At 64.7% G+C, this 23,360-nt stretch carries 20 protein-coding genes; 11 read left to right on the top strand and 9 right to left on the bottom strand.

Annotated features, from left to right (window positions below; all coding sequences use genetic code 11):
• Positions 1–47: 47 nt before the first annotated feature.
• Genes ACTJJN_RS25190 through ACTJJN_RS25180 form a run of 3 tightly spaced genes read right to left on the bottom strand, consistent with a single transcriptional unit; the run spans position 48 to position 4,217 of the window.
• Positions 48–1,103, bottom strand: coding sequence for a lipocalin-like domain-containing protein (locus ACTJJN_RS25190; RefSeq protein ID WP_440781716.1), 1,056 nt, complete (start codon positions 1,101–1,103; stop codon positions 48–50).
• Positions 1,093–3,552, bottom strand: coding sequence for an ABC transporter permease (locus tag ACTJJN_RS25185; protein ID WP_440781715.1), 2,460 nt, complete (start codon positions 3,550–3,552; stop codon positions 1,093–1,095). Before ACTJJN_RS25185 ends, ACTJJN_RS25190 begins: the two co-directional genes overlap by 11 nt.
• The gene (locus tag ACTJJN_RS25180; protein ID WP_440781714.1) at positions 3,552–4,217 is read right to left on the bottom strand and encodes an ABC transporter ATP-binding protein; all 666 of its coding nucleotides are present in this window, start codon (positions 4,215–4,217) and stop codon (positions 3,552–3,554) included. Before ACTJJN_RS25180 ends, ACTJJN_RS25185 begins: the two co-directional genes overlap by 1 nt.
• A gap of 281 nt (positions 4,218–4,498) precedes the next feature.
• On the opposite strand from ACTJJN_RS25180, the gene ACTJJN_RS25175 reads away from it, so the two are divergent.
• Together ACTJJN_RS25175 and ACTJJN_RS25170 are read left to right on the top strand one after the other, a co-directional pair.
• The gene (locus tag ACTJJN_RS25175; protein ID WP_012051966.1) at positions 4,499–5,566 is read left to right on the top strand and encodes an aromatic ring-hydroxylating oxygenase subunit alpha; all 1,068 of its coding nucleotides are present in this window, start codon (positions 4,499–4,501) and stop codon (positions 5,564–5,566) included.
• Between the two features lie 12 nt (positions 5,567–5,578).
• Entirely contained in the window at positions 5,579–6,529 is a 951-nt protein-coding gene (locus tag ACTJJN_RS25170) for a PDR/VanB family oxidoreductase (protein WP_440781713.1), read from the top strand.
• A 6-nt stretch (positions 6,530–6,535) separates the two neighbouring features.
• Here the strand turns inward: ACTJJN_RS25170 and ACTJJN_RS25165 are convergent, their stop codons facing one another.
• The 3 genes from ACTJJN_RS25165 to ACTJJN_RS25155 form a co-directional block, all read right to left on the bottom strand.
• Positions 6,536–7,249, bottom strand: coding sequence for a GntR family transcriptional regulator (locus ACTJJN_RS25165; RefSeq protein WP_003256147.1), 714 nt, complete (start codon positions 7,247–7,249; stop codon positions 6,536–6,538).
• A 548-nt stretch (positions 7,250–7,797) separates the two neighbouring features.
• Positions 7,798–9,051 carry an OprD family porin gene (locus ACTJJN_RS25160; protein ID WP_014859091.1) on the bottom strand — a complete coding sequence of 418 codons (1,254 nt, stop codon included), beginning with the start codon at positions 9,049–9,051 and terminating at the stop codon, positions 7,798–7,800.
• Between the two features lie 102 nt (positions 9,052–9,153).
• Entirely contained in the window at positions 9,154–10,494 is a 1,341-nt protein-coding gene (locus tag ACTJJN_RS25155) for an MFS transporter (RefSeq protein ID WP_440781712.1), read from the bottom strand.
• Positions 10,495–11,055: 561 nt separating this feature from the next.
• Here ACTJJN_RS25155 and mrdA point away from each other — a divergent pair.
• Positions 11,056–12,951, top strand: a complete 1,896-nt coding sequence (gene mrdA / locus ACTJJN_RS25150) for a penicillin-binding protein 2 (RefSeq protein ID WP_003256152.1) — start codon at positions 11,056–11,058, stop codon at positions 12,949–12,951.
• A gap of 42 nt (positions 12,952–12,993) precedes the next feature.
• Here the strand turns inward: mrdA and ACTJJN_RS25145 are convergent, their stop codons facing one another.
• Complete coding sequence (locus ACTJJN_RS25145; protein WP_012051960.1) at positions 12,994–13,620, bottom strand: glutathione S-transferase family protein; 627 nt, start codon at positions 13,618–13,620, stop codon at positions 12,994–12,996.
• Between the two features lie 279 nt (positions 13,621–13,899).
• Here ACTJJN_RS25145 and ACTJJN_RS25140 point away from each other — a divergent pair, with 279 nt between their 5' ends.
• Positions 13,900–14,217, top strand: a complete 318-nt coding sequence (locus ACTJJN_RS25140; protein WP_017148260.1) for a DUF2388 domain-containing protein — start codon at positions 13,900–13,902, stop codon at positions 14,215–14,217.
• 60 nt (positions 14,218–14,277) lie between these two features.
• On the opposite strand, the gene glcC is transcribed toward ACTJJN_RS25140, so the two are convergent.
• The gene (gene glcC / locus ACTJJN_RS25135) at positions 14,278–15,042 is read right to left on the bottom strand and encodes a transcriptional regulator GlcC (protein WP_017148259.1); all 765 of its coding nucleotides are present in this window, start codon (positions 15,040–15,042) and stop codon (positions 14,278–14,280) included.
• A 194-nt stretch (positions 15,043–15,236) separates the two neighbouring features.
• On the opposite strand from glcC, the gene glcD reads away from it, so the two are divergent.
• The 6 genes from glcD to pdxR all read left to right on the top strand — a co-directional run bounded on the left by glcD (position 15,237) and on the right by pdxR (position 21,425).
• Positions 15,237–16,736: a glycolate oxidase subunit GlcD gene (gene glcD, locus ACTJJN_RS25130; protein ID WP_332729945.1), complete on the top strand. Its 1,500-nt coding sequence runs from the start codon at positions 15,237–15,239 to the stop codon at positions 16,734–16,736.
• A complete protein-coding gene (gene glcE, locus ACTJJN_RS25125) occupies positions 16,736–17,788 on the top strand; it encodes a glycolate oxidase subunit GlcE (RefSeq protein WP_121783275.1) in 1,053 nt (350 codons plus the stop codon). Before glcD ends, glcE begins: the two co-directional genes overlap by 1 nt.
• Positions 17,789–17,797: 9 nt before the next feature.
• Positions 17,798–19,033 (top strand): glycolate oxidase subunit GlcF, encoded by a 1,236-nt coding sequence (gene glcF / locus ACTJJN_RS25120; protein ID WP_088512339.1) that lies wholly within the window; start codon positions 17,798–17,800, stop codon positions 19,031–19,033.
• Positions 19,026–19,424 (top strand): heme-binding protein, encoded by a 399-nt coding sequence (locus ACTJJN_RS25115; RefSeq protein WP_440781711.1) that lies wholly within the window; start codon positions 19,026–19,028, stop codon positions 19,422–19,424. Before glcF ends, ACTJJN_RS25115 begins: the two co-directional genes overlap by 8 nt.
• Positions 19,425–19,562: 138 nt before the next feature.
• Positions 19,563–19,901, top strand: a complete 339-nt coding sequence (locus ACTJJN_RS25110; protein ID WP_004576022.1) for a hypothetical protein — start codon at positions 19,563–19,565, stop codon at positions 19,899–19,901.
• 90 nt (positions 19,902–19,991) lie between these two features.
• A complete protein-coding gene (gene pdxR / locus ACTJJN_RS25105) occupies positions 19,992–21,425 on the top strand; it encodes a MocR-like pyridoxine biosynthesis transcription factor PdxR (protein ID WP_440781710.1) in 1,434 nt (477 codons plus the stop codon).
• Here pdxR and ACTJJN_RS25100 read toward each other — a convergent pair.
• Positions 21,418–22,614 (bottom strand): CynX/NimT family MFS transporter, encoded by a 1,197-nt coding sequence (locus ACTJJN_RS25100; protein WP_440781709.1) that lies wholly within the window; start codon positions 22,612–22,614, stop codon positions 21,418–21,420. The genes pdxR and ACTJJN_RS25100 overlap by 8 nt on opposite strands.
• A gap of 201 nt (positions 22,615–22,815) precedes the next feature.
• Between ACTJJN_RS25100 and ACTJJN_RS25095 the strand changes: the two genes are divergently transcribed.
• Positions 22,816–23,253, top strand: a complete 438-nt coding sequence (locus ACTJJN_RS25095) for a carboxymuconolactone decarboxylase family protein (RefSeq protein ID WP_440781708.1) — start codon at positions 22,816–22,818, stop codon at positions 23,251–23,253.
• The last annotated feature ends 107 nt before the right edge of the window (positions 23,254–23,360 follow it).

Genomic DNA, 23,360 nt, shown 5'->3' with positions numbered 1-23,360 from the left:
TGGCGCGACCTTTGTGGGCGCAACTGTCTTGCGCAAACGTTGTTGCACTAGTACCCGGTCATCTCCAGATACCCGCGCCCGCCCGCACTCCCGTTCAAGCGTACCGGCCCTTCCCAATACGGGAACCGTGTCTGCATCCACGCCTGCGGCTCAACGGCATCGACCTGCACATCCACCCCATGCTCCGGCACTTGCACCCGCCAGCGCGTCGGTACCTGCTTGCCGTTTTTCTGCCCAGACCAGGCCAGGGCCTGCAGCTGGATCTGTGCCGCGTCCAGCGCCACCACCTCCCCCTGTGGCCCTACCCAGGTCCCGGCGCGATACGGTTCCCCGTGGGTCTCCCGAACCTGGAACAGCATCAGCTTGGCGCCACTGTCCAGGTGCAGGGAAAACCAGTCCCAGCCGGTCTGCCCGGGCGCCAGCGGCTGACTGCTCCATTCCCGGTCCAGCCAGGCCTGCCCGGTAACCGCGATGCACAGGCTGCCATGCTGGACCTGCCCCTGGACCTGGTAGAACGGCTGGCTGTAATAGTACGAAGCCTGGCCCTTGCCTGATTTTTCGCTGTAGCCCTGCTCACCATGCAGCACCAAGGGAAGATCGCTGTGCAACTGCAAGTCATAGCGAAAACCGTCGCCACTTGCGACCATCTGCAGGTCTTCAATGCCGCCCCGGCCCTGTAACACCCAGTCATTGATCCATGCGCGAAACGGTTGGGCCTGCGCGCCAGCCTGGCCGATCCCCCCTCGCGCCAGGGTTTCAGCAGCCTGATGGCCACCCGGCCCGGTCAGTGCTGCATGCCCCATCCACAGGTTCGGGCTGTTCCAGTCGGTGGTCTCCAGGCCGGGGCGCAGGGCCGAGCGGAACAGTGTCCACTGGGCGCCCCAATCTCGGCCCTGGGCGTCCTTGAGGTTGGCGGTGACATACCACCACTCGATACGAAAGCCGTCGTGGGGACCGTGGTCATGCGGGAATACCAGACGATGATCGCGGGTCACCTGGCTAAACTCGCCAGCCTGCTGCCCGAGCCCGGCATAGCTCTGCGGTGCTGGCTGATCACAGCCGCACAACAACCCGCTCAGCAACAGCAACGCATTAAGCTTCATCGGCCAACGGCCTCAACAGTTCGCGCGGCTGGCGGCGCGCCAGCTGCCACAGCGGCCAGGCACAGGCGATCAGGCTGGTGAGCATGCCCAGCACAGTCATCTGCAGCAGTTGCATGGGGAACACATACAGCGGTAAACGCCAGCCGAATGCCTGCACGTTCACCACCGCGACCAGGCACCAGGCCAGCAGCAACCCAAGCGGGATTGCCAGCAGCACGGTGAAGCTGCTTAGCATGAGTGTCTGCCCCAGGCTCAGCCAGACCATTTGCATGCGCCGCACCCCCAGCGCCCACAGCGGTGCCAACTGGCCCAGCCGGGCCTGGCCCAGGGTCAGCAGGTTGATGAACAACGCCACACCGGCCACGCCAAGGGTAAGGCTGTTGAGGGCTGCGGTGGCGGCAAAGGTGCGGTTGAAGACGTCGGTTGACCAGCGTTTCAGGCGCGCCTGCTCGACCACCCGGCTGTCATCCAGGGCAAAGTGCTGTTGCAGCGCGGCCTTGAGCACCGGCACCCGTTCAGCGCTCAGGTCGACACTCAAGCCGGCCAGGGTTGCCTGTGGCCAGTGGGCGCGCAACCAGCCGGCATTGACCAGTACATGCCCCTTGGGGTTGCCGTAATCGGCATAGATCCCCACCACGGGCATGGCTGACGTGCCTGCGGGCAGCTTCAGGCTGTCGCCCAGTTGCAGGTTCAATCGCCTGGCCAACTGCTCACTGAGCATCACGCCTTGTCCGCTGGCCAGTTGCTGCCAGGCGCGCGAATGCTGTTCCAGCAATGGCCAGCGCGTTCGATAGGCGGGGTGATCGACAATGCCCTGCACTTGCACCGGCCAACCTTGCAGCTGCATGTCTGCACGCCAGCCGGGCAGGACCACGCTGGCCCCGGGCTGCTGCTTGAGCCACTCGACTATCTGCAAGCCTTGGGCCGTGTCCCGCGGGGTGACATACAGGTCGGCGGAGAGGCGCAGGTCAAGCCAACCGACAAACGTCTTGCGAAAACCCTCGGTCATGCTGCCCACACCAACACTGGCAGCCAGCGCCAGCAAAAGGGCGACCAACGCCAGGCTCAAGGCTGGCAGCTGCTGGCGGCTGTCAGCCACGAACCATTGCGCCAATGGCCGGTGGCAACGATGCGCCAGCCACGCCAGTACCCGATCGAGCAAGGCCGGCAACAGCAGCGCCGCCGCCAGCAGCAACCCTGCCAGCATGCCGAACGCGCTAAGCAGGCCAGCCCCGAAGACACCACAGCCCAAGGCCAGCAACAGCAGCAGGCCCGCTAGCAAAGCCTGCCGTTGCAACCACGGCCCCTGCGCCAGTCGCCAGGCCTGGGGTTGCGCCAGCGCCAGCAAAGGCAACCGGGCAGCACGCATTACACTCTCCAGCCCTGCCAGCAATGCCCCGAGTACACTTACCAGCACACCCAGCAGCCACCACCCCGCCGGCAGGCTCAACGTGCCGGCGACCTGGGCGCCATACAGACCACGCAGGCTGGCGGCCACGTCGGGCAACAGCCACGCGGCCAATGCGTAACCACTGGCCACCCCGGCCAGCCCACCCACCGCCGCGAACAGGCCCAGCTCCAGCACCAGGGCACCCAGCAGGGTCTTCAGGCTGATGCCGCACGCGCGCAGGTTGCGGATCAGCCCACGGCGCTGCTCCAGCGCCAGACCGATCGCGGCGTGGGCGATGAACAAGCCGACAACGAACGCCAGCAGGCCGAGGGCGGTCAGGTTGAGGTGGAAACTGTCGGTGAGGCGCTGCAAGCCGCCATCGTCCTGCCGCGGCTGCAGTTCAAGGTGGCGGGCAATATCCGCAGGCAACGGCCCGGGCGTATCAGCCAGCAGCAGACGAGACAACTGCCCCGGTGCGTTCAGCAACGCCTGCGCGTGGCCGATGTCCACCACGATGACCCCGGGAGCCAACGCAGGCTGCAAAACCATAGGCGGCAGCAACTGCCCTTCACTGTCGCGGGTCGGCTGCCCGGGGCTTGTGTTCAGCTGACGCAAGGTGTCTGGCCCAACCCAGGCTTGCCCGGGCGTGCCGATGAACGCTTGCAGGTCGAATGCCTGCACCTGCACCCCGGCAATGCTGCTGGCAGGCGGCAGGCTCAACGGCTCGATGCCGATCAGTCGCACACTGCGTGCGGGCTCGCCCGGCAAGCGCAAGCGCCCTTCCAGCACCGGCGAAACAGCCCAGCCCTGCCTGCGCAGTTGCACGTACAACGCCTGATCGAAGCGCTCGCCATTGCGCGCGATCAGTTGCGCCTGCAACGGCCCGGTCAATACCGCGCTGGCCCGGGCATAGTCGCTGCGTGCCTGGCTGTTCAATGCCTGCACACCGGTCCACAGCGCCGTGGCCAGCCACAGGCCAGTGAAGATGCTGAAGCACTGCACACGATGGCGCCGCCAGTGGCTGAGCAGCGCCAACAGGGCCAGCGACAAAAGCTTCATCAGCCCTGCTCGGGCCGCACACGGCCGGCCTGCAGGTAGCAACGGTGCTGCAAACGCGCCGCCAGCCGCGGGCTGTGGGTCACCATCAGTACCCCGCTGCCGGCTTCGGCGACCAACTGCAGCAACAAACTCAGCACCTCGTCACTGCTGGCCTCATCAAGGCTGCCGGTCGGTTCGTCAGCCAACAGCCAGGCCGGGCGCCCGGCAAGCGCACGGCCGATCGCGACGCGCTGCTGCTGGCCGCCAGACAGTTGTTCCGGGTAACGCTCGAGCAGGTCCGCCAGGCCCAGGCGCTGCGCCAGGTAAGCCGCCCAATGCGGGTCATGCCGCCCGGCGAGGCGGGCCTGGAACGTAAGGTTCATGCCCACGTCCAGGCTGCTGATCAGGTTGTACTGCTGAAACACCAGGCCAATCCCCTCCCGCCGCCACTGCGCCAGCGACGCTTCCGAACGGCCATCGAGCGGAACATCGTCGATCAGAATACGGCCGCTGTCCGCTCGGTCCAGGCCAGCCACCAGGTGCAGCAAAGTGCTCTTGCCGCTGCCCGACTCGCCCATCAGCGCCAGGCTGCTGCCCCGCGCCAGGCGCACGTCGACCCCCTGCAATATGGGAAGCGGGCCTTGGGGGGTGGGGAATGATTTGTAGAGTTGTTCGATGGCTAGCATCGAGTGGCCTTGATGGGTGGGGTGTCCCTTTAGGCATAGCAGGTTCGGCCAAGCCTGCTCCTGCACCGGCCGCTTTGATCGATCTCGCCGGTGCTTTCCTGTTCAGACGACGCGCTGCTGCGGCCGCCCCCTCGAATCGCAGGGGCGCCCCTTTAATGGATCCACTAAAAACCGATAATCGCACAAAATCCGCATTAAAAAAGCAAAATGCATTGACCATGCTCGCCAGTCTCAGCCTTAATGGATCCATTAAATAAAAACAAAACCCCGGAGAGCCTCCCATGTACCCTAAAAACACCTGGTACGTCGCCTGCACCCCCGACGAAATCGCCACCAAACCCCTGGGCCGGCAGATCTGCGGGGAAAAAATCGTGTTCTACCGCGCCCGAGAGAACCAAGTCGCCGCTGTCGAGGACTTCTGCCCGCACCGCGGCGCACCGTTGTCGTTGGGCTATGTCGAGGACGGCAACCTGGTGTGCGGCTACCACGGCCTGGTCATGGGTTGCGACGGCAAGACCGTGTCGATGCCGGGCCAACGGGTGCGTGGCTTCCCCTGCAACAAGACCTTTGCGGCCGTCGAGCGCTATGGCTTCATCTGGGTCTGGCCCGGCGACCAGGCACAGGCCGACCCGGCGCTGATTCCGCATCTGGAATGGGCGGTGAATGATGAGTGGGCCTACGGCGGCGGGCTGTTCCACATCGGTTGCGACTACCGCCTGATGATCGACAACCTCATGGACCTCACCCATGAAACCTATGTGCACGCGTCCAGCATCGGCCAGAAGGAGATCGACGAGGCACCGCCGGTCACCACCGTCACCGGCGACGAAGTGGTCACCGCCCGGCACATGGAAAACATCATGGCGCCGCCGTTCTGGCGCATGGCCTTGCGTGGCAACGGCCTGGCCGACGATGTACCGGTGGACCGCTGGCAGATCTGCCGTTTCACCCCACCTAGCCATGTGCTGATCGAAGTGGGTGTAGCGCATGCCGGCAAGGGCGGCTACCACGCCGAGGCACAGCACAAGGCATCGAGCATCGTCGTCGACTTCATCACCCCGGAAAGCGATACCTCGATCTGGTACTTCTGGGGCATGGCACGCAATTTCGCTGCGCACGACCAGACCCTGACCGACAACATTCGTGAGGGCCAGGGCAAGATTTTCAGCGAAGACCTGGAAATGCTCGAACGTCAGCAGCAAAACCTGCTGGCCTACCCCGAGCGCAACTTGCTGAAGCTGAACATCGATGCCGGCGGCGTGCAGTCACGCAAAGTGCTGGAGCGGATCATCGCCAAAGAGCGGGCGCCGCAGCCGCAACTGATCGCCACCAGCGCCACCCCTGCCTGAGGAACAGCCGACATGATCGATGCCGTAGTGGTATCCCGTAACGATGAAGCGCAGGGTATCTGCAGCTTCGAGCTGGCAGCGGCAGATGGCAGCCTGCTGCCGGCGTTCAGCGCCGGCGCCCATATCGACGTGCACCTGCCCGACGGGCTGGTGCGCCAGTATTCGCTGTGCAACCACCCCGAAGAACGCCATCGCTATCTGATAGGCGTGCTCAACGACCCGGCTTCGCGGGGCGGCTCACGTAGCCTGCACGAGCAGGTGCAGGCCGGCGCCCGGCTGCGTATCAGTGCGCCGCGCAACCTGTTCCCGCTGGCCGAGGGGGCGCAGCGCAGTGTGCTGTTTGCCGGCGGCATCGGCATTACCCCAATCCTGTGCATGGCCGAGCAGCTGTCCCACTGCGGCCAGGCCTTCGAGCTGCACTACTGTGCCCGCTCCAGCGAGCGGGCGGCGTTTATCGAGCGGATTCGCAGCGCGCCGTTCGCTGATCGGCTGTTCGTGCATTTTGACGAGCAGCCGGAAACGGCGCTGGACATCGCCCAGGTGCTGGGCAACCCGCAAGATGATGTGCACCTGTATGTATGCGGGCCCGGCGGGTTCATGCAGCATGTGCTGGACAGCGCGAAGGGGCTGGGCTGGCAGGAGGCCAACCTGCACCGCGAGTACTTCGCCGCAGCACCGGTGGATGCCAGCAACGATGGCAGTTTCTCGGTGCAGGTGGGCAGCACGGGCCAGGTGTTCGAGGTGCCAGCCGACCGGACCGTAGCGCAGGTGCTGGAAGAGAACGGTATCGAGATCGCCCTGTCGTGCGAGCAGGGTATTTGCGGCACCTGCCTGACACGCGTGCTGCAGGGCACACCGGACCATCGCGATCTGTTTCTCACCGAAGAGGAACAGGCCCTGAACGATCAGTTCACGCCCTGCTGCTCGCGCTCGAAGACGCCGCTGCTGGTGCTGGACATCTGACCCGGCTTACGACGAGGGCAGGATGACTTTCATGCCCGCGTCCGCCGCTGCCCCGCCAAAGGTTTCGGCATAGCGCAAGGTGGCATTGGCGTGCTCGCGCATGATCGCTTCGGCGCGGGCACCCTGGCGGTTGACCAGGGCGTCGAACACGGCGTGGTGCTGCATGTGGGCGAAGTTGAAGCGCCGGTACTCGCGAGCCAGGTCATGGCGGTCCACCGCCAGTGCGGTGACCGAGGCGAATGGCAGGTGATCGTTGCGCGCCAGGGCAACGGCAATGGCCGGGTTGTGGCTGGCGTCGATGATCACCTGATGAAAGCGCATGTTCAGGTCGTGATAGACCTGCAAGTCGTCTTCGCTCACAAAGCCCTTGTCGAACAGCTGATCGCCGTCGACCAGGCACTGTTGCAGCGCAGCGCGTGCTTGCACCGACAAGCCACGTTCTGCAGCCTGACGCGCCGCCAACCCCTCCAGCACACCGCGCACCTCGACCGCACCCGCGATGTCATCGGCGCTGACCGAGCGCACCTGAAACCCCCGGCCACCAAAGCGCACCAGCAGGCCTTCCTGTTCGAGGGTGCGGAATGCCATGCGCACCGGCATGCGTGAAACGCCGAACAGTTCGGCGGTTGGGACTTCCATCAAGCGCTCGCCGGCCGCCAGCTCGCCCGAAGCGATCATCTTGCGCAACGCAACCAGCACCATTTGACCGGGTTTGCTCATCCAGGCGACTTCCAAAGACATGAGCGGGCATCTTAGCGCAAGCCGTGGGGTTGCTGCTGACCTGTTGTAGGAGCGGGTTTACCCGCGAAGCAGGCAACGCGGAACATGGCACCGGCTGCGCCGGTGTTCGCGGGTGAACCTGCTCCTACGGGGGGCGCGCGCCAAGAAACCAACCTGGCGCAAGACATGCGCCGTAGATGTAGGAGCGGGTTTACCCGCGAAGCAGGCAACACGGAACATGGCACCGGCTGCGCCGGTGTTCGCGGGTGAACCCGCTCCTACGGGGAGAGCGCGCGCCAAGAAACCAACCTGTCTCAAGACATGCGCCGTAAATGTAGGAGCGGGTTTACCCGCGAAGCAGGCGACGCGGTGCATGGCACCGGCTGCGCCGGTGTTCGCGGCTGAACCCGCTCCTACGGGGAGCGCGCGCGCCAAGAAACCAACCTGTCTCAAGATATGCGCCGTAAATGTAGGAGCGGGTTTACCCGCGAAGCAGGCGACGCGGTGCATGGCACCGGCTGCGCCGGTGTTCGCGGCTGAACCCGTTCCTACAAGGTCAGCGGGTAGCTGACGATCAGTCGCGTCTGGTCGAAATCGCTGTTGAAGCTGCGCCGGTTGGTCGCGTTGTTCAGCCGGATGTTGAGGTTCTTCAAAGCCCCACTCTGAAAGGTGTAGTTCACCTCGGTATCGCGCTCCCACTCCTTGCCATTGCTGCCCGCCGCCGTGGTGGCGTTCTCGCCATGCCCGTACCGCACCATGGCCAGCAGCCCTGGCACACCGAGCGCGGCAAAGTTGTAGTCGTAACGCACTTGCCACGAACGCTCGTCAGCATTGCTGAAGTTGCCGTTGAACATGTCGTTGCCCAAGGTTCGCCCACTGCTGCCATACACCGACATCCACTGGCTGTCACCACTGACCTTCTGCAACCCCAGGTACAGCGTGTGGCCACTGTACGAAGCTGACAGCAAGGCGTAGCCGGTGCGGCTCTGGATGTCGCCGATGCGCGCCTGTCCGTCATCCCGGTCGATGAAGTAGCCAAGGTTGGCCCCCAACGTCCACTCCCCTACCCGCTGACTGTGCAGCAGGTTGAAGTAGCTTTGCTGGTAGATGTCCTCCAACTGCGAGTGCCAGGCGCCGATCAGTGTTCGCTGCTGGTTGAAGCGGTACTCGGCGCCGGCGTAGTTGAAGCCGTCCGAGGTGACCCCGGGCGCGGCCCAGGCAGACAGGTCCTGCATGTCCGAAGAGTGGCGCAGGCTCACCTCGCGGTACTGGCCGGCCTGCAGGCTCAGGCCTTCGATTTCCCGCGAGTCGAGCATGGCACCACGGAAGGTCTGCGGTAGCAGGCGGCCATCGTCGTAACGCAGCAGTGGAATATCCGGCAACAACTCCCCGACCTTCAGCTCGGTCGCGGACATACGCAGCTTCGCCGCCAGCCCGGCTCGACCGTAGTCGTCGGCCGCCCGCCCGTCATCGTGCACCGGCAACAGTTCAGAGCCGCTGGTCCCGCCGCCGCTGTCCAGCTTCACGCCGAACAGGGCGATACCGTCCAGGCCAAAACCGATCAGCCCCGGGGTGTAGCCCGAGCTGAACTTGAAGATGAAACCCTGGGCCCACTCTTCAACCTTGCCCTTGGCGGCCCCCGGGTCGCGGAAATCGCGGTTGAAGTAGTAGTTGCGCAGTGTCAGCCCACCCTTGGCATCTTCAAAGAAGCCCCCCTCTTGCGCCCAGGCCGGCAAACCAAGGCCAAACGCCAACGAAACTGCCAGGGCCGAACGGGCCAGCGTGCAGGTTGTGTCCATCATTATTATTGTTCTCCACGTTCAATAGGCGCAGCAGACCGCCCCAGGCCAGCATGACCCGGAGCAGCAAGTTGCATTCAGATACCCGGCCAGGCCGGGTTGCACTCAGTGGCTCAGTGCATCAGCAGGCAAGGCGGACGCAGGCTTGGTCGTGGGGCGCAACAGCAGCAGGCAACCCGCGGCAAGCACGAACACGCTGGCAAACACGCCGTACAGATGCAGGGGTTGCCAGCCACCATCGAGCAGCACGCCAGCCACGGTCGGCGACAGGATTGCGCCCATGCGGCCGATGCCGATCCCCCAACCCACGCCGGTGGCGCGTACCGATGCGTCATAGACCACCGGCGACAAGGCATACAGCCCAGCCACGCAGCCGTTGGAAAACAGCCCGATCAGCAAGCCCAACGCCAGCGCCGCAGTGACCGAGGCACCATTGGCCACGAACAGCACCAGCAGCGCGGCGGTAATGAGCATGAACAACGCCAGCACGCGCGTCAGTGGCCAGCGCGAAGCCAGGCCGCCGATCAGCGCCGCGCCAAGGATGCCGCCCACGCTCAACAGCACCCCGCCGGTGATGCCTTGCTGGGCTGACAAGCCGGCGGCCACCAACAGTTTCGGCGTCCAGCTCATGACGAAGTAGAAGCCGAACATGACCAGGAAGAACAGCAACCAGATCACCAGCGTGGTGCGGCGCATGGCCGGTGCCAGCAGTTGCCTGAAACCGCTGCTGGCATCCTCTGCCCTTGCGGCAACAGCCGGCAGTTGCGCCAATGCCGGCTGGCCGAGGCGCACGGCCAGGCGGTTGACCCGGGCCAGCGCATTGGCCGGCCGGCGTGCCAGCAGAAAGTCCAGCGACTCTGGCAACCACAGCAGTACCAGCGGGATTACCAGTACGGTGACGATGCCGCCAAACAGAAATACCGAGCGCCAGCCCCAATGCCCCAGCAGCCATACCGCCAGCAAACCGCCCAGGGTCGCGCCCAGCGCATAGCCAGTGGACTGCAGGCTCACCGCCAAGCCGCGCCAGCGTTTGCTGGCATATTCACTGGCAATCACATTGCTGCTGGCCAGGATGCCACCGATGCCCAGCCCGGTCAGGCCGCGCAGCAGCGCCAGTTGCAGCGGGCTCTGGCTCAGTGCCGAGAGCAGCATGCCGATACCGGACAGCGCCAGGCACAGCAGGATCAGCGGGCGTCGGCCAAAGCGGTCAGCCCACGGCGCGATGAACAATGACCCGGCCGCCATACCGAACAAGCCGGCACTGAGCAGAAGCCCGACCTGCGCCCCATTCAGGCCCCACTCGGCAGACACCGAGGCGGCGGTGAAGGCCATGACCAGCACGTCGAAGCCATCGATCATGTTGAGGATGATGCAAATACCAATGGCCAGGCACTGAAAGCGACCCATTGGGTCGTTGTCCAGACGTTGCTTGAGATCGGTATTCATGGGGTCACCTGCCGGCCAGGCTTGGCCACAGGCGAGAGGAACGATGCGCACGCGCAGGCGCAACGGGAGGAACCCTGACGGTTCAGTGCCGCTGGATAGCCATTCATGACTGGACCCTTTTTGTAATTGTTATCGCATACGGCAGGAGGGCTCCGGCCGTTGTCAGGCGCTAATCAACCAGATAATGGATCCACAGACAACGTTACGAAAGCACTGCCTATCAATCAGGCGCGACCAACCTCAGCTCATCGTTAGGGAAAATCATATTTTTTATAATTAAATTCAATAGGTTATAAATTTAAAACCAAAGAAACTTGATGTTCGATTAACGAACACAATCGAATTATGGATCCACAAACCATCAAAAACCACCCCTTGACTCACCACCATGACTACGCAATGAACAAATCTTCATGTTCCCCCTCAGCGCCCTGATCATGGGGCGCACAGCCGATGCCAGCCAGCCAGCAGCCGGGACTCGCCTTGAGGGTGCGGTGCGGGTTGCGTAGCATCCGCGACCCGATCGCGCGCGTATTGCCACCCCTCAGGATCGATTCACAGATGCCGCAACCCATCCCGTTAAAGGACCACGAAAAGGAAAAACACCTGGTCAACCGTCGGCTTCTGGCCTGCGCTGCCATGGTGTTCAGCCTGTGTGCTGTCCTGGTGGGCCGGCTCTATGTGCTGCAAGTGCTGCAGCATGACCAACAAACGGCCGTGTCGGAAAACAACCGCGTGCACGTGCTGCCCATCGCCCCCGAACGCGGGCTGATCTATGACCGCAACGGCGTGGTACTGGCCGACAACAAGCCCAGCTTCGACCTGACCATGACCCGCGAGCGATCAGGCGGCGACTCGGCCAAGGTGCTCGACACCCTGACGCAGGTGCTGGGCCTGACCGAAGACGACCGTAAGCAGTTCGACAAGGACCTGCGCCGTGGCCGCAAACCGTTCGAGCCCGTGACCCTTATGGTGGGCTTGAGCGAGGAGCAGATCGCCCTGGTAGCGGTGAACCAGTTCCGCCTGCCGGGCCTGGAGGTGGAGCCGCAGTTCATCCGTGAGTACCCACTGGCCGGGCATTTCGCGCATTCAGTGGGCTATGTGGGACGCATCAACGAGAAAGAAGCCAAGACGCTCGACAGCACGGAGTACCGCGGCACCCAATCGATTGGCAAGACCGGCATCGAGCGCTTTTACGAAAGCCAGCTGCATGGCCACGTGGGCTACGAAGAGGTCGAGACCAACGCTCAGGGGCGGGTGATGCGCGTGCTCAACCACAAGGACCCGACCCCTGGGCAGGATATAGTCCTCACCCTGGACGCCCATTTGCAGATAGCCGCAGAAAAAGCGCTGGGTGACCGCCGTGGCTCGGTGGTGGTATTGGACCCGGCCAATGGTGACGTACTGGCGATGGTCAGCAATCCCAGCTTCGACCCCAACCTGTTCGTCAAGGGTATCAGCTTCAAGCAGTATGCCGCGCTGCGCGACTCCATCGACCGCCCACTGTTCAACCGCGTCCTGCGCGGCCTGTATGCGCCTGGCTCGACCGTGAAGCCTGAAGTGGCCATCGCTGGCCTCGACAGCGGGGTGATCACCCCTGGCAGCCGGGTGTTCGACCCGGGCTACTACGAACTGCCCAACTATGACCACAAGTACCGCAACTGGAACCGCAGCGGCGACGGCTGGGTGGACATGTACACCGCCATCATGCGCTCCAACGACACCTACTTCTACGACCTGGCGCACAAGCTGGGCATCGACCGCCTGCACGACTACATGGCCGAGTTCGGCCTGGGCCAGAAGGTGTCGCTGGACATGTTCGAGGAAGCCTCCGGGCTGATGCCCTCGGCCGAGTGGAAGCGCGCCACACGACGCCAGGCCTGGTTCCCGGGCGAGACGCTGATCCTTGGCATTGGCCAGGGTTACATGCAGGTCACCCCCCTGCAGCTGGCCCAGGCCACCAGCCTGCTGGCAAGCAAGGGCGTGTGGCACCGTCCGCACCTGGCCATGACCGTGGGTGGCGATACGCCGATCGACCCAAACCCCATGCCCGACATCGTGCTGCACGACAAGCATGCCTGGGACCAGGTCAGCCAGGGCATGCAGATGGTCATGCACGACCCGCGCGGCATTGCCCGCGCCGCAGCGGCAGGCGCGCAGTATCGGATCGCCGGCAAGAGTGGTACCGCGCAGGTGGTGGCGATCAAGCAGGGTGAGCGTTACAACCGCAACAAGACCCTGGAGCGCCACCGCGACAACGCCCTGTTTGTCGGCTTTGCTCCGGCTGAGCACCCCAGTGTGGTGGTGGCGGTCATGATCGAGAACGGTGAGGCTGGAGGCCGGGTCGCAGGGCCGGTGGTGCGGGAAGTGATGGATGCTTATCTGCTGGATGAGCAAGGGCACCTGAAGCCGGAGTATGCGGGCGGCGCACCCACTCGGGGTGTGCCACACACATGATTTGGCGTAGCCGCTGTGCAGGCGGCTTTAGTCGCGAATGAGTCAGGATGCCGTGCGCGGCATCAGCTCATACGGGTGTTTCCACCCCGGCAGCGCCTGGATACGGGCTTTCCAGGCCTCGATGTGCGTGAACGCTGCCAACGGGATACCGGTGTCTTCTGGCATGAACACATACCCCGCCAACGACAGGTCGGCGATGGTCAACCGACCACCAACCATGAATGGCGTCTTCGCCAGGTGCGCGTCGACAATACGGTAAGCCGCCGTGGCACGCTCGCGCAGGAACCGCGTGACATCGGTTTCGCCGGTGTTCTTCAGGCAGAACAGAAAGCGCAGCGCAGCGTAATAGCTGGTGAACTTATGGTTGTCGAACAGCATCCACCGCCAGATCTCACGCTTTTCATCTTCATCGCGAGGCCCGAACTGGCCGGTCTGTTCGGCAAGGTATTCGAGGATCAGCGCAGACTGGGTGAAGCGCTTGCCAGCGTGTTCCATCACCGGCACCTCGCCCTGCTCATTCACCTCATCGCGCCAGGTCTGCTCACGCGTCTGGCCATGGAAGAAGTCGACGAACACCGGCTGCCAGTTCTGGCCGGTGAGTTCAAGCATGAGCGCAGCCTTGTAGGCGTTGCCGGATTCGGCGAAGCAATGCAGCCTGTAGTCGGACATGGGCGAACCTTCAGTTTCCTTTGAATGATCGGCAGGGCGCTCTGCGGGTTTGCCCGCGAAGCCCTCCACCCAAGCAAATCACGCGCGTCCCGACGCGGTCAATCCACGACGCGCTCCGTCGACACCTTGAAACCGTGCGTTCAGCCACATCATCAGCGGCAGGTGCACCTTCATCCCCGCCACGCTCCTGCCAGCAGAAGGGAACTACCCGAACGCCTCAACCGTCTTAGACACTGAGTGGTTTATTTCCCTGTGCTTCACGTTACTGGAGAACACGACATGCGCCACCTACTGCTCGCCCCTGCGCTGCTGCTCCTGGTGCCTGCCGGTGCTGCCCTGGCCCGCGTCGATGCGGGCGACGTCGCCACCTCGGCCGGTATTTCCGCTTCGCTGTATTCGACCTTCAAGGATGACAAACGGATCATCCCGGCCCGTGACGAACTTTCAGCGTTCGTCGCCAGCGGCGGTGCCATCCGCGGCGCCTATGTGGAGTCGGCGCTTGAACAGGCCCGCAAGGACCATCCTGGGCTGCAGGCCAACGACGAAGAGCTGGCCCGGGCCATCCTGTCGCAAGATGACCCTGTGGCTGACCATTGAGTAAACCTGTACCGGCCCTTTCGCGGCGGTTCGACGCGAGAGGGCCGATACAAGGCCGCTTCACGCCCAGCCATCCATACGCATGGTCGCCCTGACCAGGCGCTGCTCTTCCTGCTCGATCTCCCGCAAACTGTCGCGTATGCCGTTGATATGCTCACGCGCCGCCCGCTGCGCCTGCTCGGGCAGTTGCTCCATGACTGCGCGATACAACCGCGCATGCTGCCGATCAATCTGGCGTTTCTGCGCTGGCCGGCAGTACAAGTTGTTGACCGACGCAAACACCGTGCTCAACGTCAGGTCACTGAGCGATTGCAGGGTATGCACCAGCACCGGGTTATGCGACGCCTCGCTGATCGCCCGGTGAAAGGCATGGTCACGGCGGGCATGCTCACGGGCATCGAGCGCCTGCGCAGCCTCGTGCGCAGCCAGCATTTCTTCGTAACGCCGGCGGATCAGCAGGCGGTCGACGTCGGTAGCCCGCAACGCCGCCAGCCGCGCCGACTCAGCCTCCAGCAACGCCCTGACCTCCAGCAGGTCGAACAGCGTGCGCGGTTGCGAACTGAACAGGTGCATCAAAGGCGTAGCACCCGCCTGCCCGGTGAGATCGGCGACGAACGAACCCCGCCCCTGTTCGGTGTCGATGATGCCGCGCCCACGCAGAACGCGCAGGCCCTCGCGCAAGGCCGAACGTGAACAGCCAAGCTTTTCCACCAGCCGCCGCTCCGATGGCAGCGCCTGGCCCACCTTGAGCACGCCTTCGACGATAAGCCGCTCGACCCGTTCGGCCACCTGGTCGGCGACCTTGGCCTTGCCTTCAGTACCCACTGCGCACACCCCTGCTGGTAGGACCACTTTGACTTATAGCGCCAATCTAGCCAGACAGAACCGTGAATAAACAGTACTGCCCGAAGAAACTGGTAGGACCAGTCAACATCTCGCTCGACCCCGAACGCTAGCACGCGCACGCTGCATCGGTGACCGCTTCGCCAACAACAACAAAAACCGTTGCGAGTGAGCCAATGAATATCCTGTATGACGAACGCGTCGATGGCGCGCTGCCCAACGTGGACCTGGCCGCCCTGTTGCAGGCGCTGCGCGATGCACTGCCGGACCTTGAAATCCTGCACCGCGATGAAGACCTCAAACCGTACGAATGCGACGGCCTGTCGGCCTACCGCACCGTGCCACTGCTGGTGGCGCTGCCCGAGCGCCTGGAGCAGGTGCAGACGCTGTTGAAGCTTTGCCACCAGCGCGGCGTACCGGTGGTTGCGCGTGGCGCCGGTACCGGCCTGTCTGGTGGTGCCCTGCCGCTGGCCAAGGGCATCCTGCTGGTGATGGCGCGCTTCAACCGTATCCTCGAGGTCAACCCACAGGGGCGTTACGCCCGCGTGCAACCGGGCGTACGCAACCTGGCCATCTCCCAGGCCGCCGCACCCCATGGCATGTATTACGCACCCGACCCTTCCTCGCAAATTGCCTGCTCGATCGGCGGCAACGTCGCCGAAAACGCCGGTGGCGTGCACTGCCTCAAGTACGGCCTGACCGTACACAATGTGCTCAAGGTGGAAATCCTTACGGTCGAGGGCGAACGCCTGAGCCTCGGCAGCGATGCCTTGGACAGCCCCGGCTTCGACCTGCTGGCATTGTTCACCGGCTCCGAAGGCATGCTCGGTATCGTCACCGAAGTCACCGTCAAGCTGCTGCCCAAGCCCCAGGTGGCGCGGGTGATACTGGCCAGTTTCGACAGCGTCGAGGACGCCGGCCGGGCAGTCGCCGACATCATCGCTGCCGGCATCATTCCCGGCGGCCTGGAGATGATGGACAACCTGGCGATCCGCGCCGCTGAAGACTTCATCCATGCCGGCTACCCGGTGGACGCGGCGGCGATCCTGCTGTGCGAACTGGATGGCGTGGAAGCCGATGTTCACGACGACTGCGCGCGCGTCGCCGCCGTGCTGACCCAAGCCGGGGCCCGCGAGGTGCGCCTGGCCTGCGACGAAGCCGAGCGCGTTCGCTTCTGGGCCGGGCGCAAGAACGCCTTCCCGGCCGTGGGGCGCATCTCCCCGGACTACTACTGCATGGACGGCACCATCCCGCGCCGCGAGTTACCACGGGTGCTCAAGGGCATCAGCGACCTGTCCGCGGAGTACGGCCTGCGGGTGGCCAATGTGTTCCATGCCGGCGACGGCAACATGCACCCTTTGATCCTGTTCGATGCCAACCTGCCCGGCGAGCTGGCGCGTGCCGAAGCGATCGGCGGCAAGATTCTGGAACTGTGTGTGAAGGTGGGCGGCAGCATCACCGGTGAACACGGCGTGGGGCGCGAGAAGATCAACCAGATGTGCGCGCAGTTCAACAGCGACGAAATTACCCTGTTCCACGCGGTGAAGGCCGCCTTCGACCCCCAGGGCCTGCTCAACCCCGGCAAGAACATTCCCACCCTGCACCGCTGCGCCGAATTCGGCGCCCTGCACGTGCACCAAGGGCAACTGCCCTTCCCCGAGCTGGAGCGCTTCTGATGAGCATGGACCGCGACATGAGCCAGGCGCTGTTGGAGCAGGTCAACCAGGCGCTGAACGAAGGTACGCCGCTGCGTATCCAGGGCAGCAACAGCAAAGCGATGCTCGGCAACCCGGTGGCCGGCGAAGTACTCGACACCCGCAACCACCGCGGCATTGTCAGCTACGACCCCACCGAGCTGGTACTCACGGCCCGCGCCGGTACCCCCCTGCGCGAGATCGAGGCCGCCCTGCACGAGGCCGGCCAGATGCTGCCCTGCGAACCACCCCACCTGGGCCCCGAGGCCACCTTGGGCGGCATGGTCGCGGCCGGGTTGTCTGGCCCGCGACGGCCGTGGGCCGGGTCGGTGCGCGACTTTGTACTGGGTACACGGGTGATCACCGGCCACGGCAAGCTGCTGCGCTTTGGTGGCGAGGTGATGAAGAACGTCGCCGGCTACGATGTGTCACGCCTGATGGCAGGCAGCTTCGGATGCCTGGGGCTGCTGACCGAGGTTTCGCTGAAAGTGCTGCCACGGCCGCGCCTGTGCCTGAGCCTGCGCCTGCCGATGGGCCGCAATGAAGCGCTGGCCGAGCTGGCCGAATGGGGCCAGCAACCGCTCCCGATCAGCGCCGCCTGCCATGACAGCGAAACGCTGTACCTGCGCCTGGAAGGCGGCGAAGGGTCGGTGCAATCGGCACGCCAGCGGTTGGGGGGCGAAACGCTCGATAACCGCTTCTGGCGCGACCTGCGCGAGCAGCGCCTGGCGTTCTTTGCCGACGCCGCCCCCCTGTGGCGCCTGTCCGTACCCACCGTCACCGGCGAGCTGGACCTGCCCGGCCAGCAACTGATCGACTGGGGGGGTGCCCAGCGCTGGCTCAAGACCTGCGCACCGGCGCAGGCCATTCGCGACCAGGTCGCCAGGGTGGGCGGCCACGCCACCTGCTACGCCCCCGGTGCAGCCAGCAGCCCGCCGCTGCCGGTTGCACTGATGCGCTATCACCGCGCCCTCAAGCAGCAGCTCGATCCCCAGGGGGTGTTCAACCCTGGTCGCCTGTACCCGGACCTATGAGGCCAGCCCATGCAAACCAACCTTAGCGAAACCTCGCGCCGCCTGGCCCGCGCCGACGAAGCCGAGCGCATCCTGCGCACCTGCGTACATTGCGGCTTCTGCACCGCCACCTGCCCCACTTACCAGTTGCTGGGCGACGAACTGGACGGCCCGCGCGGGCGCATCTACCTGATCAAGCAGATGCTCGAAGGCGAGCCGGTCACCGCCAGCACCCAATTGCACCTGGACCGCTGCCTGACCTGCCGCAACTGCGAAACCACCTGCCCATCGGGGGTGAAGTACCACGACCTGCTGGACATCGGCCGCGCAGTGGTCGAGCAGCAGGTGCCACGCCCACTCGGCCAGCGCCTGTTGCGCCTGGGCCTGCGTGCGGTGGTGCCGCGCCCGGCACTGTTCAAGGCCCTGACCCGCAGCGGCCAGGCGTTGCGCCCGCTGCTACCGGCCTCACTCAAACGCAAGTTGCCGGTGCAGGTAACGACACCCGGCCCGCGTCCGGCAGTGCGCCATGCGCGCCGGGTACTGATGCTGGAAGGTTGCGTGCAGCCAGCCCTGTCACCCAATACCAATGCCGCGGCTGCGCGGCTGCTCGACCGCCTGGGCATCAGTGTGCAACCCATCCTGCAGGCCGGATGCTGTGGCGCGGTGGACTATCACCTGAATGCTCAGGAGCAAGGCCGGCAGCGGGCACGGCGCAATATCGACGCCTGGTGGCCCGCCATCGAAGCGGGTGCCGAGGCGATCGTGCAGACCGCCAGCGGCTGCGGCGCGTTTGTCCGCGACTATGGCCATCTGCTGGAGAAAGACCCCCATTACGCTGCCAAGGCGGCACGGGTCAGTGCACTTTCCCGCGATCTGGTGGAAATCCTGCGCGATGAGCCAATCGAACAATTGGCCCTGTGCGCCGAACAGCGCCTGGCCTTCCACTGCCCATGCACCCTGCAGCACGCACTGAAGCTGGGCGGCGCGGTAGAGGCGCTGCTGACACGGCTTGGCTTTACCCTGACCTCGGTGCCCGATGGCCACCTGTGCTGCGGCTCGGCAGGGACCTATTCGCTGACCCAACCTGAACTGTCACTGCAACTTCGCGACAATCGTCTGAATGCGCTGGAAAGCGGTAAACCGCACGTCATTGCCACAGCCAACATAGGCTGCCAGGCCCACCTCGATGGGGCTGGACGCACACCCGTGCGCCACTGGATCGAAATCGTCGAAGCCGCCTTGAACCCGGAGCCCGCCCATGCTTAGCAAGTTCGCTATCGGCCAGACCGAAATCGCCCGCGTACTGACCGCCGCCCGCCAGGAAGCCCAGGCCCGACAATGGAGCGTGACCATCGTCGTGGTCGACGACGGCGGCCACCCACTGGCCCTGGAACGCCTGGACGGCTGCGCACCGGCCAGTGCCTACATCGCGATGGAAAAGGCCCGCACCGCCGCACTGGGGCGCAAAGAGACGCGGGATTATGAAGACATGGTCAATGGCGGCCGCACGGCCTTCGTGACCGCTCCCCTGCTGACCAGCCTTGAAGGTGGTGTGCCGCTGCGGGTGAACGGCCAGGTGGTGGGCGCCATTGGTGTATCCGGCGTCAAATCCGAACAGGATGCCCAGGTGGCCAAGGCGGGAGCTGCTGCCTTGTAGACCTGGGGTTCGACCACCGCCCAGCATCTTAAGACGTTTCCTACGCCGCCCTCAGAAGCGCCCTACTTGCTGCCTCTGCCCGCAGAAAACATGATCGGCACTGGAGGACGCAAGGTCGCGACCCAGAGGAGGCTCCGCATGCACCCGTACGCCCGCCCCATCGCCGAACTGCGCAGCAGCCTGCGCGAAATGCTGGCCCATGACATGACCAACCCCGACAACGACCCGCACTTGTCGGGGGTCATGTTCTTCTGCGCCACCGATGAACATTCCCGGCAATTGATCGAACGCATCGAGTTGCTGGCCAGCGAGGTGTTCTTCGACGCGAACGGGCGGGCCATTTCAGAGCATATGAAAGCTTCGGCGGTTGAAGGCGTGCGCATCAAGCGCAACCGCAACGCGCCGGAGGATGAAACCGTGATACGCATTGCCCTGGCAGAAAAAGGCTATATCACCGTCAGCACCGCCCGGCTCTGAGCGGTTGGCTCGGCCTCTTCGTCGCCTGTGACAAGCCCTGAGTCGCAGCCGATCCGCTATCCTGAGCAATCCTCCGCTCCGGACCCGCCCATGGAACTGCACATTCGCCTGGAGGGCCGCAAAGGCCTGGCCGACCAGCTTTACCAGCAACTGCGCGACGGTATCGACAGCGGCCACCTGGCCGCCGGTACCCAACTGCCGCCCACCCGTCTGCTGGCTGAACAACTGGGCGTATCGCGCAAGACAGTGGCCGAGGCCTATTCGCGGCTGACCTACGATAACCTGCTCAGCGGCGTGGTCGGCCGTGGCACGTTCGTCACCCCACGCCATCCGCTGCGCAGTAACGAATCAGCCACCATACCCCTGGCCGGCGCCGCCTCCCTCGAGCGCTGGCAGCAGCGCGCCACCGTGCTCAGCCAACGCCAGGTGCAGGCGCCATCGCGCTATGACTTCGTCGGTGGTGCTTCGAGCAAGGCACAGTTCCCCTTCGACCAGTGGCGCAGTTGCCTGAACTACGCACTGCGCCGCAGCCAGCGCCACCCCGAGCGCCAATTCCCGGCCCAGGGCTTGCCGGAACTGCGCGAAGCCATTGCCCACCACATCGCCTACTCGCGCGGGGTGCACTGCAGCGCAGCCGATCTGCTGGTGTGCAACGGCGCCCAGCAGGCGCTGGACCTGATCGCCCGGGTGCTGGTCGAACCGGGCTGCCAGGTGGCCATGGAAGATCCTGGCTACCCGCCGGCACGGCAATTGTTCCTGGCCCTGGGTGCACGCCTGCAATCGGTGCCGGTGGACGATGAGGGCCTGTGCGTGGAACAGATCGCCGACGGCACCCGGCTGATCTACGTCACCCCCTCGCACCAGTTCCCGCTGGGCATGCCGATGAGCGAGCCACGCCGGCATACCCTGCTTGCGCGCGCCGCCGAGCTGGGTGCACTGATCATCGAAGACGACTACGACTGTGAGTTCCGCTACCACGGGCCAGCCTCGGACGCGCTGCAGCGTCTGGACCGGCATGGGCTGGTCGCCTATGTCGGGACCTTCTCCAAGACTTTGCTGCCCGAGCTGCGCCTGGGCTATGCCGTATTACCGCCTGCCGTACTGCAGGCCGCTTGCGTGGCCAAGCACCTTAGCGATTGGCACAGCCCTACCCTGCTGCAGTGGGCGCTGGCGCGCTTCCTTGGCGAAGGCCACCTGAACAAGCACATCCGCCGCTGCCACGAGGTCTACAGTGCACGCCGCGAGCGCATCCTGGCGCGCCTTGGCGGCGATCTGGCACCGTGGTTCAGCGCCATCCCCGCCAGCGCAGGCTTCCACCTCAGTGCCTTGGCTACGCCCGCAGTGGATGTGGAACTGTTGGCCAACCTCGCGCGCAAGGTAGAGGTCGGCCTGTATTCACTGGCACCCTTCTTCAGCGAGGCGCCGGTCCGCCCGGGGTTATTGATGGGCTTCGGCGCCATCGAACTGCTGGATATCGACCCGGCGCTGGACCGGGTACGCGATACCCTGCAACGCCTCAGTTGACCGGTGCGGCCTTGCCGGTTGCGGCCGGCCGGGCGATAGCCGTCGCATAGCCGCGCGGGTTGAAGCACGCCGTCACCAGCAGCATTGCCATCACGGTCACGGTCAACAGCGTCCACGAAGCCTGGAAGTCGCCACTGACATCCCGCAGCCAACCCGTGATATACGGCACGATGCCGGTGATGATAAAGCCGATACCCTGTACGAACGCCGCCAGGCTGCCGGCCTCGGCAGGCGTTTTCAGGTGTTCCAGGGTCAACGTCAGGCACTGGCTGAAGCAGGCACCCAAGCCAAAGCCGATCATGGCGACCCAAAGCCCGGAAGCCGCCGCAGGTGCCAGCAAAAGCCCCAGGAAACCCGCCAGCTGGATCGCCAGCGCCAGCCACAAACCCGGGCGCCTGTCGGCCCAACGTCGCAGCAGCAGCGGCAGGCCAAGCGCACCGAGCACCTGAAAGACGGTCATCAGGCCCACCAGGTCGGCACCGCCCTGAGCGGTGCCGCCGCGCTCGATGTGGTAAGCCGGCAACCAGGCCACCATGCTGGTGTAGCCGCCGTTGATCAGGCCGAAGTACAGGGCCAGCAACCACGCCCGGCGGGTGCCGAACCAGTGCCCGCCTGCGGCCCCAGACAGCTTTGGCGCCTCCTGCCTTGGCCGCAGCACGGCCCAGGCCAGCACCGCCAGCACGGCCGGGATCGCCCAAACGCCCAGGCCCGCCTGCCAGTAACCGAAATGGCCGCTGATGTGTGGACCGAGTACTGCCGCCAAGCCGCCGCCGCTCATCAGCGCCGCCGAGTACAGCCCCATCGCCCCGGCCAGACGGCCAGGGAACCAGCGGTTGACCAGCCCCGGCATCATGCCCTGCACCACCGCCACGCCCAGGCCGGCGACCAGCGCACTGGCGATCAGCGCCCAGGCACTGTCCAGTTGCAGGCGCCACAGGCAGGCCAAGGCAATGGCGGTCAGGCCCCCAAGCATGCCGCCGTGCTCGCTGACCCAGCGTCGCAGCCACGGTTGCAACAGGGGCACCAGGCCCATGCACAGCACCGGTAGCGCCGTCAGCAAGGCGGCCTGCTGGTAACCCAGGCCGGTGCTGGCGCGCATAGGTTCGAGTAACGGGCCGATACTGGTCAGGATCGGCCGCAGGTTCAACGCCAGCAGGATCACCAGCAGCAGGTTCAGTACAGCGCTCATTGTGAGTCGGTTCTCTTGTAGCAGGAACTGGCCATTATCCCGGCTCGGCTGGCTTGGCAGAAATGAAGAGATTGGATGCAGGTCAGTGGCCACCTGAATGGACGATTGGCCTCCCGCTTATGTGCAAAATTGGCTATCGGGGTGGCCAATGAGCGGCGCTACAGTAGCGCCATATCCACCCCCACCCGCCTGGAGACTGACATGCACAACCGTATCGAATGGGCCAAACACGCGCCGCAAGCCTACAAAGCCATGGTCGGCCTGGAGCAGGCGCTGGCTAACAGCGGCCTTGAAAACTCGCTGCTGGAACTGATACGCCTGCGCGCTTCGCAGATCAACGGCTGCGCCTACTGCGTCAACCTGCATGCCAACGATGCGCGCAAGGCCGGTGAGTCCGAAGCACGCCTGCAGACCTTGTGCGTGTGGCAGGACACCAGCTACTTCACGCCGCGTGAACGTGCTGCGCTGGCCTGGGTCGAGAGCCTGACCCGCTTGCCAGAACAGGGTGCGCCGCAGGGCCAATATGAAGCCCTGCAGGAACACTTCGAGCCGGCCGAGGTGGCCAACCTGACCTTGGCGATTGCCACCATCAATGCCTGGAACCGGTTCGGCGTCGGCTTTGCCATGGTGCCGGCCTGATCCTTTCGGGCGGCCTGTGCAGGCCTATTCGCGGGCAAGCCCGCTCCTACAATTCTGCGCCCTGTAGGAGCGGGTTTACCCGCGAACACCGGCAGAGCCGGTGCCAT

Origin of the sequence: Pseudomonas sp. 22515 (assembly GCF_052044625.1) — a bacterium.
Classification (GTDB): Bacteria; Pseudomonadota; Gammaproteobacteria; order Pseudomonadales; family Pseudomonadaceae; genus Aquipseudomonas; species Aquipseudomonas alloputida.
Note: the sequence above shows the minus strand (reverse complement) of the source record. Positions and strands in the feature narration are given on the sequence as shown.

What these genes read in the sequence shown, in the direction of transcription:
- ACTJJN_RS25190 (WP_440781716.1), bottom strand. Translation starts at nt 1,103, where the DNA reads ATGAAGCTTAATGCGTTGCTGTTGCTGAGCGGGTTGTTGTGCGGCTGT.
- ACTJJN_RS25185 (WP_440781715.1), bottom strand. Translation starts at nt 3,552, where the DNA reads ATGAAGCTTTTGTCGCTGGCCCTGTTGGCGCTGCTCAGCCACTGGCGG.
- ACTJJN_RS25180 (WP_440781714.1), bottom strand. Translation starts at nt 4,217, where the DNA reads ATGCTAGCCATCGAACAACTCTACAAATCATTCCCCACCCCCCAAGGC.
- ACTJJN_RS25175 (WP_012051966.1), top strand. Translation starts at nt 4,499, where the DNA reads ATGTACCCTAAAAACACCTGGTACGTCGCCTGCACCCCCGACGAAATC.
- ACTJJN_RS25170 (WP_440781713.1), top strand. Translation starts at nt 5,579, where the DNA reads ATGATCGATGCCGTAGTGGTATCCCGTAACGATGAAGCGCAGGGTATC.
- ACTJJN_RS25165 (WP_003256147.1), bottom strand. Translation starts at nt 7,249, where the DNA reads ATGAGCAAACCCGGTCAAATGGTGCTGGTTGCGTTGCGCAAGATGATC.
- ACTJJN_RS25160 (WP_014859091.1), bottom strand. Translation starts at nt 9,051, where the DNA reads ATGATGGACACAACCTGCACGCTGGCCCGTTCGGCCCTGGCAGTTTCG.
- ACTJJN_RS25155 (WP_440781712.1), bottom strand. Translation starts at nt 10,494, where the DNA reads ATGAATACCGATCTCAAGCAACGTCTGGACAACGACCCAATGGGTCGC.
- mrdA (WP_003256152.1), top strand. Translation starts at nt 11,056, where the DNA reads ATGCCGCAACCCATCCCGTTAAAGGACCACGAAAAGGAAAAACACCTG.
- ACTJJN_RS25145 (WP_012051960.1), bottom strand. Translation starts at nt 13,620, where the DNA reads ATGTCCGACTACAGGCTGCATTGCTTCGCCGAATCCGGCAACGCCTAC.
- ACTJJN_RS25140 (WP_017148260.1), top strand. Translation starts at nt 13,900, where the DNA reads ATGCGCCACCTACTGCTCGCCCCTGCGCTGCTGCTCCTGGTGCCTGCC.
- glcD (WP_332729945.1), top strand. Translation starts at nt 15,237, where the DNA reads ATGAATATCCTGTATGACGAACGCGTCGATGGCGCGCTGCCCAACGTG.
- glcE (WP_121783275.1), top strand. Translation starts at nt 16,736, where the DNA reads ATGAGCATGGACCGCGACATGAGCCAGGCGCTGTTGGAGCAGGTCAAC.
- glcF (WP_088512339.1), top strand. Translation starts at nt 17,798, where the DNA reads ATGCAAACCAACCTTAGCGAAACCTCGCGCCGCCTGGCCCGCGCCGAC.
- ACTJJN_RS25115 (WP_440781711.1), top strand. Translation starts at nt 19,026, where the DNA reads ATGCTTAGCAAGTTCGCTATCGGCCAGACCGAAATCGCCCGCGTACTG.
- ACTJJN_RS25110 (WP_004576022.1), top strand. Translation starts at nt 19,563, where the DNA reads ATGCACCCGTACGCCCGCCCCATCGCCGAACTGCGCAGCAGCCTGCGC.
- pdxR (WP_440781710.1), top strand. Translation starts at nt 19,992, where the DNA reads ATGGAACTGCACATTCGCCTGGAGGGCCGCAAAGGCCTGGCCGACCAG.
- ACTJJN_RS25100 (WP_440781709.1), bottom strand. Translation starts at nt 22,614, where the DNA reads ATGAGCGCTGTACTGAACCTGCTGCTGGTGATCCTGCTGGCGTTGAAC.
- ACTJJN_RS25095 (WP_440781708.1), top strand. Translation starts at nt 22,816, where the DNA reads ATGCACAACCGTATCGAATGGGCCAAACACGCGCCGCAAGCCTACAAA.